Genomic DNA, 15,132 nt, shown 5'->3' on the forward strand with positions numbered 1-15,132 from the left:
GCTTGAAAGTGTTGATTTTGGGCATTGGCAATGTGATGTTCTCCGACGAAGGCGTCGGAGTTCATCTTTGCCGCCTTGTTGAACAAAAGTATGCGTTTTCTTCTTCTGAACACACCCTCACATTTATTGATGGCGGTACCCTTGCAGAGAGATTAATCCCTATTATCGTTGAATATGACTATCTGATCGTTCTTGATTGTGTTGATGCCAATGATGGCGAGATCGGTGATGTTTACTTCTTCGATTTTGAAAATGTCCCCAATTCTATTACATGGCAAGGTAGTGTGCATGAAGTAGAAATGTTACAAACCCTCTCGATGATGGATTTAGTGGGAGATCGTCCTCCTACGAAAATAGTGGGCATTATTCCCGAAGTTATTGAAGATACAACACTCCAACTGACCGATGCTGTTGTTAAAGGAAGTAGCGTTATGGAGAGCGTTTTACTGAAACATTTGGTAGAATTAGGCTTTTCATATCAGCAAATCAGCGATATTGATATCCAAAGTGTGGCAAACACATCCTGTCTGGAGGATCGATGATCTTAGCATTTGAATTTAACTATGTTTCCAATAACGGTATTTTAGAAAATTTACTCAAAGAAATCGCAAGTGATTTTGGCATTAGCCATAAAATTATTCGCAAAGAGACAATTGTAACGCTTTTTGTAGAAGCTGATGAGACAGTGTTAGGCACGTTTGCCGATACACTCTCTGCTTCTCTTCCATTATCTATCTTTTTTAAATCTTCCAGCGTGGAAGTGCTCGATGTGATGCCAGAAGATCAGGAAGTAGTGCCTGTGATGGCTTATACTGTAGAATTTACACCCAAAATATTAGCTTTGGTTAATACACCAAATTCTCCATTTTATCTTTCGCCTTTTGCAAGCAAGCCAAAAGATGGAACTGTAAAGCTTTTGCAAGAAGGGAAAGAGCTTTTACATGTCAATAATGCAAAAGGATATGAAGAACTTTATGAAAAAGTTGCAGAATATATTGCAACAGGTGAAAATATAGCAATTCAAACCAAAAATGGTCATTTTCTTTTTGGAAAAATTGAAAACAGCAGTGCTATTAAAACATTTGAAGTTATGGCAACGGATTTATCTGTTGTTGAGCGTATGGTTGTGAGTAGAGAAAATGAGATCAAAGCACTTGCTTCTTTGGAGCGACCTGCGATTCGTTTTAAAGTTAACAGTCTTTTCGCACAAAAAGGTATTTTGAGTGATGCGCGTGTTAATTTAAGGCTTGCCGATGATCTTTTCCTTTACCATCTTTCAAAGCATCTTTTTAGTAGAGGTGTCCAGTTTCTGTTTAAAGCTTCACTAGAGCAATATTCAGCGGTGTATCGTGTTGATTATGCGGTTGAGTGTGAATCCTTAGAACCTCTACTCATTAGTGTGCTCGAAAATGGCGCTATTTTAATTTTAAAAGGTAAAGATTACGCTTCTAAAGCACTTCAATCAAGCTTGAAAAAATTTGATGAGCCCTCTCATGCAGCATTTGCCTCTATTATGCAAGAGCATCAGCTTTTTGATGTAGTATCTAGCTGTTTTTATCTTAGTACCTCACACAAAGATAGAATTATGCACTTCTCGAAAGAGCATGGTATGCTTAATCTTGTGGAAGTGTCGCTTCCTTCTTCGTTTGAAGAGCTTTTTGCTGAGATTGAGCGAAGTAGTCCTAGTGCTGAGCGTTTGGTGGCAAATTATAAAGAACAGTTTCCTGAAATTTACGCAAAAGCCATTCAAACTGTTATTCCAAGCGATGCATCAAAAAACATCTACTCACTATGGAAAATTGTTGCGATAGTCTTAGGCTTAAGCGATAATTTTGATCGTGCTGCAGAACAGTTGCTTGAAAATGCAGAAGATTTTGGTGGTCTAAAAGGTCCAAGAATTGATTATTTCTTAGAAAAAGAAGATGCATTAAGTTCTGATTTGAATTATGTGAGACTCATTCGAAGTGGTATGAGTTTTAAGATTGCTGGAACCGATAACACAACGCTAAGCTTTGGTTACATGGAAAGTCTTGCCTATTTTATCTCTGATCTTGCAGATGCACACAAAGAAAACCTTATGACAATGAAGATTGCACTTTGTGGATCACTGTTTGGGTATAAACGATTTTCTGAGATGATCTGTAAAAATCTTAAACCAAATCACACCATCTGCTTTAATAAAGAATTACCGATTGATCAGTAAATCTCGTCTGATTTATCATATAGAAGGTATTGTCCAAGGGGTTGGTTTTCGCCCCTTTGTCTATACCATTGCTCTACGTTATGCGCTTAAAGGTTTTGTGCTTAACAATTCCAAGGGTGTCATCATTGAAGTAGAAGGATTTAAAGAGAGTCTTGATGCATTTGAAGAGGCTTTGTTTAAAGAACTTCCTCCCCTTGCCCGAATTGATTTTTGGCATAAAGATACGCTTGACAGTAAAAATGATACGATATTTGAAATTCATCATAGTGAAGAGAGTGATGTTAAATCGTCTTTGGTGTTACCTGATATGTCAATTTGCCAAGAGTGCTTAGCAGAGTTACAAGATCCAACCAATCGTCGTTATCACTACTTTTTTACCAATTGTACTCATTGTGGTCCTCGCTACTCTATCATTCAAACCGTTCCATACGATCGTCCTTACACCTCAATGCACCCTTTTACCATGTGCCAAGCGTGTCAAGATGAGTACACAAATCCGCTTAATCGCCGTTACCATGCCCAACCAATTAGTTGTCCAAATTGTGGGCCAACCCTCTTTTTACGTGCTATGAGTGGAGAATTGCTTGCGAGTAATGAAGAGGCAATATGTAAACTAGCGGGACTGATTAATGCAGGGCATATTGTTGCTATGAAAGGTATGGGTGGGTTTCACTTGATGTGTGATGCGACCAATGACACTACCGTGGCAAAACTAAGAGAGCGAAAACACCGCCCTTCCAAGCCATTTGCCGTCATGTTTAAAACGCTGGATGCCATCCACGAAGTTTGTGATTTAAGTGTACAAGAAGAAGAGGGCATTGGCTCACTTTTGCGACCGATTGTGCTTGTTAAACGCCATAAAAAAGCTTCAAAATTGAGTTCGTTGATAGCACCACATATTGACAGACTGGGTGTTTTCTTGCCGTATACGCCTTTACATGTTATGCTTTTTGAATACCTTTCAAATCCCATCGTTGCGACCAGTGCCAACCGTTCGGGTGAGCCTATCATCAGTGAAGCAAAGGTTTTGGAGCAGAAATTAGGAGATGTTGTAGAGTATTATTTGGATTACAACCGTGAAATTGTAAATTCCAGTGATGATAGCGTTTTGCAGTATCTTGGCGATAAAACGCTCATTATGCGTTCTTCAAGAGGTTTGGCACCACAGAGTTTTAGAATGACATCAACCGATGAACGTAAGATTTTAGCTGTGGGGGCACACCAAAAAAATGCCATAGCGATTTATCTGAATCATCAAATGATTGTAAGCCCCTATATTGGGGATTTAGATAACATTGCTTCTCATGGACTTTTTGAAAAAATGATAGAGAGCTTTGCGCGCTTTTATAATTTTACACCTGAACTTATTGTTGGAGATATGCATCCAAATTATGTTTCAACGCAGTGGGCAAAAAAGCAAAGCATTCCTTTTTTACAAGTTCAACACCATTACGCACATATTCTCTCAACAATGTGTGAACATCAATTGAACGAACCTGTCCTTGGAATTGCATGGGATGGAACAGGCTATGGAGATGATGGTACGATCTGGGGTGGCGAGTTTCTACTTTGCGATCAAAATGGCTATGAACGTGTTGCTTATTTTGAACCTTTTTTACTTTTGGGTGGTGATGCCAGTATTAAAGAGATCAAGCGCATTTTGGCTTCACTTTTGTGGGATGTTTTAGGTGATGAAGCCGATATTCATCTTTTGAACTATTTTGATAGCACATCACTCAAACTTCTTAAACAAATTTATACCAAAAAGATCAATGCACCACTGTGTTCCTCGGTTGGAAGACTCTTTGATGCTGTAGCCGTTTTATGTGGAATGGAAGAGAATGTGACGTATGATGGAGAGAGTGGATTGTTGATAGAGGCATTGTATGATCCTGTTATTACAGAGTATTATGATGTTAAAATTGACGATAAAATTATTGATTATAAGTCAATGTTTAGCCAAATGCTCCATGACAAAGACCCCCATGTTATCGCCTCTAAATTCATTAATACTCTGGTTAAAATCCTTCTTACTTTAAAATCACGTTATGACTATCCTGTTGTTTTAGGTGGTGGAGTGTTTCAAAATCGCACACTTATGGAAAAAATTCTTCAAAATGTCACACAAAATCTCTATTTTCCGTTACAATTAGCCGTGAATGATGGCGGAATTTGTGTTGGACAGGTCTATAAAGCCCTTTCAAAATAATATTAATCTTTTTCTCTTTTAATATATAAAGATTACTCTGATTAGAATGTGAATGAAGTATATTTTTAATAAGGATACACCATGGATAAAATTATTCGTTTTAGTGTTTCACTGCCAGAAAAACTTTTAGAAGAGCTTGATAAAAAAGTTGATGCTCAAGGGTATGCTTCACGTAGTGAGTTTACCAGAGATCTTATTCGTGAAAAAATTGTTAAAGACGATTGGCAAGACGATAATAGCGATGTTATCGGTGTTTTGACGATGATTTATACACATCATCAAAATGAACTTGTTCAAAAAATCTTAGAAATTCAACACGATGCAAAAATCAATATTATGTGCAATACCCATGTTCATGTGAGTCATGAAAATTGTCTTGAAACCATTATGGTGACGGGAAAAGTTTCTGAAGTGAAAGATTTTGCACAAAAAATTGCAGGGTTAAAAGGCGTTAAATTCTCCAAACTTGTCGAAGCATCAATCCCCGCTTCATAGTTTTTCTATTTTAGGGGTAAGTATTAACGTATTTACCCCTTTAGCTAGTTCGTTATAGTCCATTCTTTGAGCTTCTCTAAATCAGCAATTGCATAATGTGACTGATCTTTTTTCATCAAAATTTTCTTTTTTAAGAGTTCGTTAAAAACTGTTGAAACGGTTTGTCGTTTTGAACCAATAAATAAAGAGAGTTCATGCACAGAAAGATTAAAAAGAATTATCGTATTGTTCTCAACAATATTATTGTTTTGTGCACTGGCGACTTCGAGTAAAAATGAGGCTAATTTATTTTTACAACTTTTAAAAACTAAGTTTTTAATGATGCGCCGCTCCATGACAGCACGCTGTTTTAATGATGAAATAACAGCCGTAGAAAATTTTTCATTTCTAAAAAAATGTGAGAACTTTTCTGCGTCAATAAGATAGACTTCACTCTCCTCCAAAAATTCGATAACACATGATTCTTCTGGGATAATGATGTTGTCTTTTATAAGATAATATAAAATAAATTCTTCGTCATTTTCATAAATAATTGCTTTAGCTTTACCACTTTTAAACACATAAAGTGTCAATGATTTATTATCGTAAGCAATATTTCCTTTTGAGAATTTTTTGATAGGAATGGATTTAAATTCATCATCGGAGAGAATAGCAGAAAGATTAACAGCATCAACTCTTATTCGACTGGATTCCATTAGTAACCTTTTTTTTTACAAATTATCGTAGCATATCCTATGATTTCTGAAATAAAAGTTAATGAGCCTTTTTCTATCTAAAAAGCAACAAAACCCCTTAAAATAGGACTTTTGAGAAAAAATGAAAAGTGTCATCTATCTGACAGTATTTATTTTTGAGTTGTGATAGGATTCTTCAATTAAATTTAAAAGTAGATATATTTTTTAATATTAAATTCAGAAATATGAAAAATAGCCCCTGCAATTAAATTTGAGAATGCATATTTTAAGAAAGGATAGAGATGAAAAAGTTTCAAACTACATGTCCTTATTGTGGCACGGGCTGCAATATTGACCTGCTTGTTGAAAATAATAAAATCGTCAAAGCCGAGCCCACAAAAAATCATCATGTCAATGATGGTGAGTTGTGCTTAAAGGGTCTATACGGTTGGGAATATGTACATTCACCAAGGAGACTCACCAAACCTCTTATGCGAAAAAAAGAGGGTGTTTTTTCAAAAGAAGGTGAATTGGTGGAAGTGAGTTTTGAAGAAGCTTATGCATTTGCTGCGTCACGCATGAAAGCTTCTGTTGAACAGTATGGTTCAGATAGTATTATGGGATTTTCTTCTGCTCGATGTAGCAACGAAGACAATTATGCTTTTCAAAAATTATTTAGAGTTCAAGGAACAAATAACATAGATCACTGCGCTCGTCTTTGACATGGTCCTACAGTAGTCGGTTTGACTAAAACATTAGGAAATGGAACCATGACGAACGATCTTACGGAGTTTGCTACAGATACAGACGTTCTCTTCTTGATAGGCACAAACACGAGTGAATGCCACCCTATTATAGCGATGCAAATGTTGCGTGGGTTGGAACGTGGTGCAAAAATGATTGTTATTGACCCTAAAGAGACAGATATGGCCAAAAAAGCGGACATATTTATTCAAATTCCTGTTGGGTACAACATTCCTCTTCTTAACGCACTGATTCATCATATTATCGAAAATGATCTGTTTGATAAAGAGTTTGTCGAGAATTATGCAGTTGGTTTTGATTACGTGAAGTACGCTGTTGCTGACTTTACACCTGAGCGTGTTGAAAAAGAGACAGGTATTCCAGCAAGCTTAGTCGTTGAAGCTGCTGAGATGTATGCAAAAGCGGGAGCTGCTGCTATTTGTTACACTATGGGAATGACACAATTTATTGATGGAACTTCCAATATCTTCTCCCTTTCCAATCTTGCCATTTTAACGGGCAATCTGGGTAAAAAAGGTGCGGGTGTCAATCCTTTACGTGGACAAAACAATGTTCAAGGTGCCTGCGATATGGGTGCACTTCCGAACTGGGCACCCAATGGTATGGTTACTAGCGAAGCCGTACGTTCACATATAAAAGAAGTTTGGGGATACGACATCAGCCCAAAAATAGGGTTTAAACTCACTGAAGTTCCGCATAAAATAGAAGAGGGCATTATAAAATTCCTCTATGTTTTTGGCGAAAACCCTGTTATGAGTGATCCTTGGACAGAACATTTTATCGAAGCAGTTGAGCATCTTGATACGATGATTGTTCAAGACATATTCCTCACAGAGACAGCCCAAAAAGCAGACCTTGTTTTGCCTGCCGCTTCATGGGGCGAAAAAGAGGGAACATTCATCAATACTTCTCGTCGTATTCAAATGGTTTCCAAAGCGGTTGAGCCAGCAGATGGAATCGAGCCGGATTGGAAAGTGATTTGTAATATTGCAAAAAGAATGGATTTGGAAGGGTTTGATTTTTACAAAGCTGAAGAGCTTTGGGAAGAAGTACAAGCACTTAATCCTCGATTTTTTGGTGGTGCTACGTATCATCGCCTTAAAAAAGAGAATGGCATTAGTTGGCCATGCCCTGATGAAACACATCCTGGAACACCCGTACTGTACGAAGATAAAAAATCAATGCTTCCTGATGGTAAATTTAGATTAACCCCCGTTATCTATACAGGCGATAAAGAGAAGCGAGCTGTCCTTGAACAACAGTTGATTGAAACATTGAGTATTCCAAGTGACTATCCAGTAGGCTCTGGCGCACTCAGTGAAAAGGTCAATGAGCTTTATCCTTGCCTCTTTACAACAGGCAGAAAAGTGTATCACTACCATACAGGTACGATGACACGCGAATGTAAACCGCTTGAAATGGGAGCTGATTTTATGGGTGCTGCCATCGAGGTGAGCCCAGATATCGCTGATGCAAGGGATTTACAAGAAGACTGTTATGCCCTTGTTGAAAATAAACGTGGCAGAATCGCTGCAAAGGTTAAAATCAATCGCGATCTTCGCCATGGAACGATCTTTACAACATTCCATTATGCTGAAGCCGATGGTAATGCACTTGCCAATGCGGAAGATACCGATCCACTCTCTGGAATGAATCCGCTTAAAATGACCATCGCGGCAATTCGAAAGATTTCTGAAGAAGAATATTTGGCTGTACGAAATACAACAGATATTCATATGCATCCTTCTGAATTATACCGAACCGTAAGACGATAATTTTAATATCTAGCGTAAAGGTGGAGTGATTTCCACCTTTACATCTTCAATTTTTCAAGTCAAATTCCCATTATTTTCCATAAATTCATTTTTTTCCTTAAAGTTGTTTTTTGATATTTTCAAACGAAAACAGACTTTAATAATATGCATTTTCAGCATATTATTAAAGTGTCACATGGCTGACACTCATTATTTTTTAAACATGTTACTATTCAATTATAAATTTAAAAAGTATATTTATTTTTTTAGATTTACTTCAGAATTTAATGAGACAACACAGTGAATTCAAAAAAAGATTCTTGGAAAGGATAAACATGAAAAAGATTCAAACCACATGTCCTTATTGTGGAACTGGCTGTAACATAGATTTATTTGTTGATAACAATAAGATTATCAAAGCAGAACCGACCAAAGGTCATTATGTCAATGATGGAGAGTTGTGTCTTAAAGGAAGATTTGGATGGGAGTACGTTCACTCTCCTCGAAGGCTTACGAAACCTCTCATACGCAAAAAAGAGGGTGTTTTCTCAAAAGAAGGTGAATTGGTAGAAGTGAGTTTTGATGAAGCTTACAGTTTTGTAGCCTCACGTATGAAACAAACCATCACAGAGCATGGTTCTAACAGCGTGATGGGACTCTCTTCCGCTAGAGCAAACAACGAAGATAATTATGTTTTTCAAAAACTGTTTCGCCTTCAAGGCACGAACAATATAGACCATTGCGCGCGCATTTGCCATGCTCCAACCGTCTCTGGACTTGCCAATACACTTGGTAATGGCACGATGACCAATGATTTTACAGAGTTTTCAACCACAACCGATGTTTTCTTTTTGATGGGGACCAATACCAGCGAATGCCATCCGATTATTGCGATGCATATTTTTCGAGGGTTGGAGAGAGGTGCTAAGATGATTGTCATCGACCCTAAAAAAACAGATATGGCAAAACGAGCCGATATTTATATCCAAATCCCTGTGGGCTATAACATTCCACTTCTGAATGCGATGCTACATCACATCATCAAAGAGAACCTTTTTGATAAAGAATTTGTTGAAAAATACACCCTTGGTTTTGAGTATCTTAAAGCCGCCGTCGCTGATTTTACCCCTGAACGTGTTGAAGCGGAGACAGGAATCTTAGCAAGCCAAGTCATTGAAGCGGCAGAAATGTACGCTCGTGCAGGAACCGCGGCGATTTGTTATACGATGGGCATGACACAATTTACCGATGGAACCTCTAATATTTTCTCTTTATCGAATATGGCGGTTCTGACAGGAAATCTTGGTCGAAAAGGTGGTGGCGTCAATCCACTGCGTGGGCAAAATAACGTACAAGGTGCCTGTGATATGGGGGCACTTCCTAACTTTGCGGTTGCTGGTTTTGTGACAAATGAAGCGACAAGAGCGCATCTTGCCAAAATATGGAAGTATGATATCAATCCAAATATTGGTTTTAAACTCACCGAAATACCGCATCAAATTGAAGAGGGTGTCATCAAATTTCTCTATGTCATGGGCGAGAATCCTGTGATGAGCGATCCTGATACAGACCATTTTATTAAAGCGATGAAACATTTAGAGCTTCTTGTGGTTCAAGATATCTTTTTAACCGAAACAGCGCAACAAGCCGATGTCGTTTTACCTGCGGCATCATGGGCTGAGAAAGATGGAACCTTTACCAACACTTCACGCAGAATCCATAAAACACGAAAAGCGGTTGAGCCTTCTGCTGGCCTTGAACCCGATTGGAAAGTGGTTTGCCATGTCGCTCAAAAAATAGGACTAGAGGGGTTTGATTTTGTAAAAGCGGAAGAGATATGGAATGAAGTCCGCAAAGTCAACCCGAATTTTTACGGTGGTATCAGCTATGAGCGTTTAGATGAGTTAGATGGTATAAACTGGCCGTGTCCTGATAAAAATCATATGGGCACGCCTATCTTATACACCGATCACATCTCCTTTTTACCTGATGGTAAATTTAAACTCGTTCCTGTAGGCTATACCGATACATATGAACACAAAGCCGACATTGAAGCGCAGATGCGAAAATCCATGAATATTCCTACAGGTTATCCTGTTGGGGTTGGTGCATTGAGTGAAAAAACAACAGATGCTTGCCCTTATGTTTTTACCACAGGACGTAAAGTGTACCACTACCACACAGGCACTATGACACGTGAGTGTAAACCTTTAGAATTTGGTGCAGATATTATGGGACCTATGATTGAAGTCAGTACAGATGTTGCAAGTGAGCGTAATTTGGAAGATGATTGTTACGCGGTCATTGAAAATAAACGAGGTCAAATCTCCGCAAAAGTAAGAGTCAATCACGGGCTCACCAATGGAACGATCTTTACAACATTTCATTATGCCGAAGCCGATGGTAATGAATTGTGTAATGCTGCAGATACCGATCCGCTCTCTGGTATGACACCTGGTAAATTGACAACGGCGAATATCCGTCGCATCGAAGAAGCTGAGTTTATCAAAATTCGTGAAACAACAGACTTACAAATGCACCCTTCTGAATTATACCGATCCGTAAGACGATAACATTTATAAAGCCAAGGTAGTCTCATACCTTGGCGATTTTAGATGGATTTGGCTTAAAACTTACGTATTTTTCAATTTTTCCTTAAAAAAATTAAATACTACCTAGCCCGCTATCTATATAACTATAAATCCCATAAAATAGGCATTTGTACATTTTTTTAAAAGTGTCATCTAGCTGACAGTATTTATTTTTGCTATGTGATACTATTTTAACATAATATTTAAAAGTATATTTATTTTTTTATATTCAATTCAGAATATTGAAAAATAGGTCGTACGTTTAAATGTGTTTGTCGAAATTATATAAAACTATAAGGAGATAAAGGTGAACGAATTACGAAGCAATAAATTTGTAATTGCAAACCCTAGCGTTTGTATTGGTTGTGCTACCTGTATGGCAGCATGTTATGAGTCTTCCTATCAACGTGGAAAATTAGCCGTTCCACGCCTCATTGTGACACGAACACTCAGTGGAACAATGCCAAATCAATGTCGTCAATGTGATGACGCACCCTGTGCAAATGTCTGTCCCGTAGGCGCACTTCGTTTTGGTGCGAACAGCATTGAACTTTACGAAGAGATTTGTATTGGCTGTAAGATGTGTACGTTGGCATGTCCTTTTGGTGCTATTCGAGCAGGTGCTGAGATTATGCCTTCGGTGAATTACACGATGGAACCTAAATACAATCTAGGGCTAGAGTCTGAAATTGGCGCCAAAAGTGTTGCTATCAAGTGTGATTTATGTAAAGGCCGAGAAGAAGGACCTTCATGTGTTGAAGTTTGTCCAACTGGCGCTTTGATATTTATTGATTCTAAAAACTTGGAAACTAAAGTGATCAGTCATAAAGCACACAAAAGTGTTGAGACATATGTTCAGAACGTAATTAAATATGTTTAATGAAGGATAAGTGATGACAGATGTATATCTATTGTACGTGCTAGGATTCTGTGTTTCCATGCTGTTGTACAAATACAGTAATTTAGCATCTAAGATTGGTTTCTTTCTCTCTACAGTAGCCTCAGGATACGGTGCTTTTTATTTTGCAACGCATTTGGGAGAATCAACACATTTTTCAACGAAGATTTCGCTTTTATACAATCCGACATTTTCGTTAGACCCTGTTGGTAATTTCTTCTCTTTTGTGGTAACGCTTATTGCGTTTGCATCTTCACTCTATGCGATTCAATATGCTGAAGGTTACGCAAAAAAAGGAAATTTAGGCGTTATGGCAGCACTTTTTAATCTTTTTGTGCTCTCAATGCTCTTAGTTCTTTCTGCCTCTGATGTCTTTTGGTTCATGATTTGCTGGGAATTAATGACGATTATTTCAGCCTTTCTTATCTGCTTTAATGAATCCACATCTTCTCTTAAAGCGATTATGATTTATTTAGGCATTGCGCATTTTGGCGGAATGTGTATTTTATCGGCGTTTTTATTGATGGCGTACCAATCTGGCTCATTAGAGTTTAGCTCTTTTGCTTCTATCCAGATGTCACCTATCATGGCAAGTATCACTTTTTTGCTTGCTTTCATTGGTTTTGGATCAAAAGCAGGTATGTTTCCTTTTCATGTCTGGTTACCCAAAGCACACCCCGCTGCACCGACGAATGTATCGGCGTTGATGAGTGGTGTTATGATTAAGGTAGCGCTTTTTGGAATTATCAAATTCTGTCTTTGGCTTCCTGTTATGGAATGGTGGGGACTTTTGATTATTATCATTGGCGCACTTTCTTCTCTTTTGGGTGTTTTGTATGCATTGATTCAACACGATTATAAAGCGTTGCTTGCATATCACTCTGTTGAAAACATCGGCATTATCTTACTTGGTCTTGGTACGGGTGTTTATGGCATCGCTATCAACTCTCCAACTCTTGCAACCATTGGGTTTTTAGCAGGTCTTTATCACACGGTGAACCATGCTATCTTTAAAGGGCTTCTTTTCTTGGGTGCTGGCAGTGTTTTGCATGCGACGCATACGAGAGAAATTGAAGTTTTAGGTGGTTTGGCTAAGAAAATGCCTTTTACTGCTTTTGGTATGTTTATCGGTGTTATGGGCATTGCGGCACTACCTCCTTTGAATGGTTTTGTCAGTGAATGGTTTACCTATCAAGGTATGATGCAAGGCGCTCTTGGTGAGGGCATTCTTCCTAGGTTTGTCTTTACATTCTCCGTTGTAGCACTGGCTCTTACGGGCGTTTTGGTTGTTATTCACTTAAAACTATATGCCGTTATTTTTGCAGGAACTCCACGAGATCAAGCAATTTTTGATAAAGCGAAAGAGGCTCCTATCACCATGATTTTAGGCATGATGTTTCTGGTTGTCGGATGTTTTGCATTCGGTATTGGTGCTAATGTTGTAACCGAAAGCATTATGACTGTGGTGACATCTTTTAGCGGTGCGTATCATGCTGCCCCAACGGGTGGTTATATTGCTTCTCCTATTGGCTCAACTATCTCATTACCTCTGATTGCTATGGTGATTTCAGGTGCGATGTCATTGCCATTTATTATTGCAGTTCTTATGAAAGCCAATAAAACGGAGCCAAGAGAAACAGACCCTTGGGCATGTGGCTTTAAGTACAGCAGTAGAATGCAAATGACAGCAGGACCATTTACGGGAGATCTTCGTCGCTTGATGGACTGGCTGTTTAAAAGCAAGCCAACAGTTGAAGATCAAGGTTACTTCAAACCTGTTATTTATACAGATCATCCAAAAGACATTTGGTGGAACCTCTTTTATCAGCCAGTGATTGACTTTGTTGATACTACTTCTATCAAACTATCTGCAATGCAAAATGGTAGTACAGGGATGTATTCTGCTTATATATTAGGTGCTTTATGCTTTTTCTTAGCGATAAGCCAAATACTATAAAAGGTTTAACATGAGTAGTTTATTCTTTATGGCTTTGCAGGTCATTGCAATTATACTGGTAGCGCCTTTTTTCGATGGTGTTGCAAGAGTTTTAAGGGCGAGATTACAATCACGCCGTGGAGCACCAGACTTTTTTCAAACATACCGTGACATCGTCAAATTGTTCAAACGGGGTCGTACCATTCCTGCGTGTTCACACTGGGTGTTTCGTTACGGTCCTTACACACTTTTTGGCTCTGGAGCGGCACTTTTAGCGGTTATGCCTATTATGTATGGACCCAATACTTTAGCATCATCATGCTCTGATATTTTTGTTGTCCTCTATATTGCTGCGATGCTACGATTTATTTTTGGTGCGGCATCTATTGATTCTGGTAACCCATTTGCGGGTGTTGGCGGTAGTCGTGAGCAAATGCTTGCGGTTTTTGTTGAACCTGTGATGATGACAAGTTTATTGGTAGTGATGCTTTTAGCGAAAACCAGTAACTTAGTTGAAATTCAACACATGGTCAGAAGTGGTGTGATTGGGTATCAAATTCCAGCGTTTGCCGTTGCTTCTATCTCTTTTTTATGGGCGATGTACGTTGAAAGTGGTCGTAACCCTTATGACTTAGCTGAAGCAGAACAAGAGCTTCAAGAGGGTGTTTTGAGTGAATACTGTGGTGCAGATTTTGGTATAGCACATGCAGGGCTTATCTTAAAACAGTTTGCCATGATTGGTATGTTTTTGACTATTTTTGAACCGTGGAGCTTTGAAAATCCATTTTTAGCGCTGGTTGTCTTTATCGTAAAAGCAGGTGCTTTTTATGTTGGTGCTGTCTTTATTGACAACTTTGGACCAAGACATAAATTATTAACCAGCTTTCGTACAAATGCATTAGCCGCACTTGGTATATCGTTTGTTGCGCTTGTGTTATATGTTGTAGGAGCATAATATGATTGATTTACTAAGTATATTATCCCTTGCCATGATTTTAACGTCATTGGTGGTATTTGGGCTTCGAAATTATCAGGCAGCTATTTATGTCTATGCTCTTCAAACGGCATTGTTGGTCTCTATTTTCCTACTGTTATCGACTACCCATTTGGCGGAACAACTCTGTACATGGGCATTGATTGCTTTTTTTACAAAAGTGATCTTAATTCCGATTGTTTTGTTGCGCTTGGTCAAAAAAATGGGTGTGGTAAGTGAAGATGAGCCTGTTATGGGCTTTTTTGTAAGCCCTATTATTGCGATTAGTTTTTCATTGGCAATTGCAATGTCTATTTATCCTATCTATATGAAGTTCTCATTAATCCATGAGAGTATTCCACTCATTGCATCTATTACGATTTTTATGATTGGTATTTTTGGTTTTATTTTGCGTAATTCTGCCATTAAACAAATTCTTGCTTATTGTATGTTTGAAAATGGCATTCACCTCTCATTGGCGTTGATGGCGTACAACTCACCTGAAATTGCGGAGCTTGGCATTTTAACCGATGCAATTTTTGCTGTGCTCATTATGTCCGTGCTTGCACAACGATTTTACAAATATTTTGGTTCTTTAGATGTTTCCAAAGCAACTGAATTGAAAGGGTAGGTA

Annotated in this window: 11 protein-coding genes; 10 read left to right on the top strand and 1 reads right to left on the bottom strand. The window is 38.3% G+C overall.

The genetic code is table 11. The annotated features are described in order from the left end of the window. Positions 1–2 precede the first annotated feature (2 nt). The 4 genes from V7Q04_RS05985 (at position 3) to nikR (ending at position 4,907) form a co-directional block, all read left to right on the top strand. Positions 3–542, top strand: a complete 540-nt coding sequence (locus V7Q04_RS05985; protein WP_333804018.1) for a HyaD/HybD family hydrogenase maturation endopeptidase — start codon at positions 3–5, stop codon at positions 540–542. Continuing rightward, the gene (locus V7Q04_RS05990; RefSeq protein ID WP_333804019.1) at positions 539–2,203 is read left to right on the top strand and encodes a hypothetical protein; all 1,665 of its coding nucleotides are present in this window, start codon (positions 539–541) and stop codon (positions 2,201–2,203) included. The genes V7Q04_RS05985 and V7Q04_RS05990 overlap by 4 nt, the downstream gene beginning before the upstream one ends. After that, positions 2,193–4,412, top strand: coding sequence for a carbamoyltransferase HypF (hypF, locus tag V7Q04_RS05995; RefSeq protein ID WP_333804020.1), 2,220 nt, complete (start codon positions 2,193–2,195; stop codon positions 4,410–4,412). The genes V7Q04_RS05990 and hypF overlap by 11 nt, the downstream gene beginning before the upstream one ends. An 81-nt stretch (positions 4,413–4,493) precedes the next feature. Beyond that, a complete protein-coding gene (nikR, locus tag V7Q04_RS06000) occupies positions 4,494–4,907 on the top strand; it encodes a nickel-responsive transcriptional regulator NikR (protein WP_041957442.1) in 414 nt (137 codons plus the stop codon). Positions 4,908–4,951: 44 nt separating this feature from the next. On the opposite strand, the gene V7Q04_RS06005 is transcribed toward nikR, so the two are convergent. Then, on the bottom strand, positions 4,952–5,602 hold the full coding sequence (locus V7Q04_RS06005) for a Crp/Fnr family transcriptional regulator (RefSeq protein ID WP_333804021.1): 651 nt from the start codon (positions 5,600–5,602) through the stop codon (positions 4,952–4,954). Positions 5,603–5,883: 281 nt separating this feature from the next. Between V7Q04_RS06005 and V7Q04_RS13150 the strand changes: the two genes are divergently transcribed. The 6 genes from V7Q04_RS13150 (at position 5,884) to hyfE (ending at position 15,129) form a co-directional block, all read left to right on the top strand. Then, positions 5,884–8,121 (top strand): molybdopterin oxidoreductase family protein, encoded by a 2,238-nt coding sequence (locus tag V7Q04_RS13150; RefSeq protein WP_443070033.1) that lies wholly within the window; start codon positions 5,884–5,886, stop codon positions 8,119–8,121. 314 nt (positions 8,122–8,435) lie between these two features. Beyond that, positions 8,436–10,673 carry a formate dehydrogenase subunit alpha gene (gene fdhF / locus V7Q04_RS06020; protein ID WP_333804022.1) on the top strand — a complete coding sequence of 746 codons (2,238 nt, stop codon included), beginning with the start codon at positions 8,436–8,438 and terminating at the stop codon, positions 10,671–10,673. 325 nt (positions 10,674–10,998) lie between these two features. Further along, positions 10,999–11,571, top strand: a complete 573-nt coding sequence (locus tag V7Q04_RS06025) for a 4Fe-4S dicluster domain-containing protein (RefSeq protein ID WP_333804023.1) — start codon at positions 10,999–11,001, stop codon at positions 11,569–11,571. A gap of 13 nt (positions 11,572–11,584) precedes the next feature. Then, positions 11,585–13,546 (top strand): proton-conducting transporter transmembrane domain-containing protein, encoded by a 1,962-nt coding sequence (locus tag V7Q04_RS06030; protein ID WP_333804025.1) that lies wholly within the window; start codon positions 11,585–11,587, stop codon positions 13,544–13,546. 10 nt (positions 13,547–13,556) lie between these two features. After that, positions 13,557–14,480: a respiratory chain complex I subunit 1 family protein gene (locus tag V7Q04_RS06035; RefSeq protein ID WP_333804026.1), complete on the top strand. Its 924-nt coding sequence runs from the start codon at positions 13,557–13,559 to the stop codon at positions 14,478–14,480. Between the two features lies 1 nt (position 14,481). Further along, positions 14,482–15,129, top strand: coding sequence for a hydrogenase 4 membrane subunit (gene hyfE, locus V7Q04_RS06040; RefSeq protein ID WP_333804027.1), 648 nt, complete (start codon positions 14,482–14,484; stop codon positions 15,127–15,129). Positions 15,130–15,132: the final 3 nt, after the last annotated feature.

Origin of the sequence: Sulfurospirillum sp. (assembly GCF_036802865.1) — a bacterium.
Taxonomy (GTDB): domain Bacteria; phylum Campylobacterota; class Campylobacteria; order Campylobacterales; family Sulfurospirillaceae; genus Sulfurospirillum.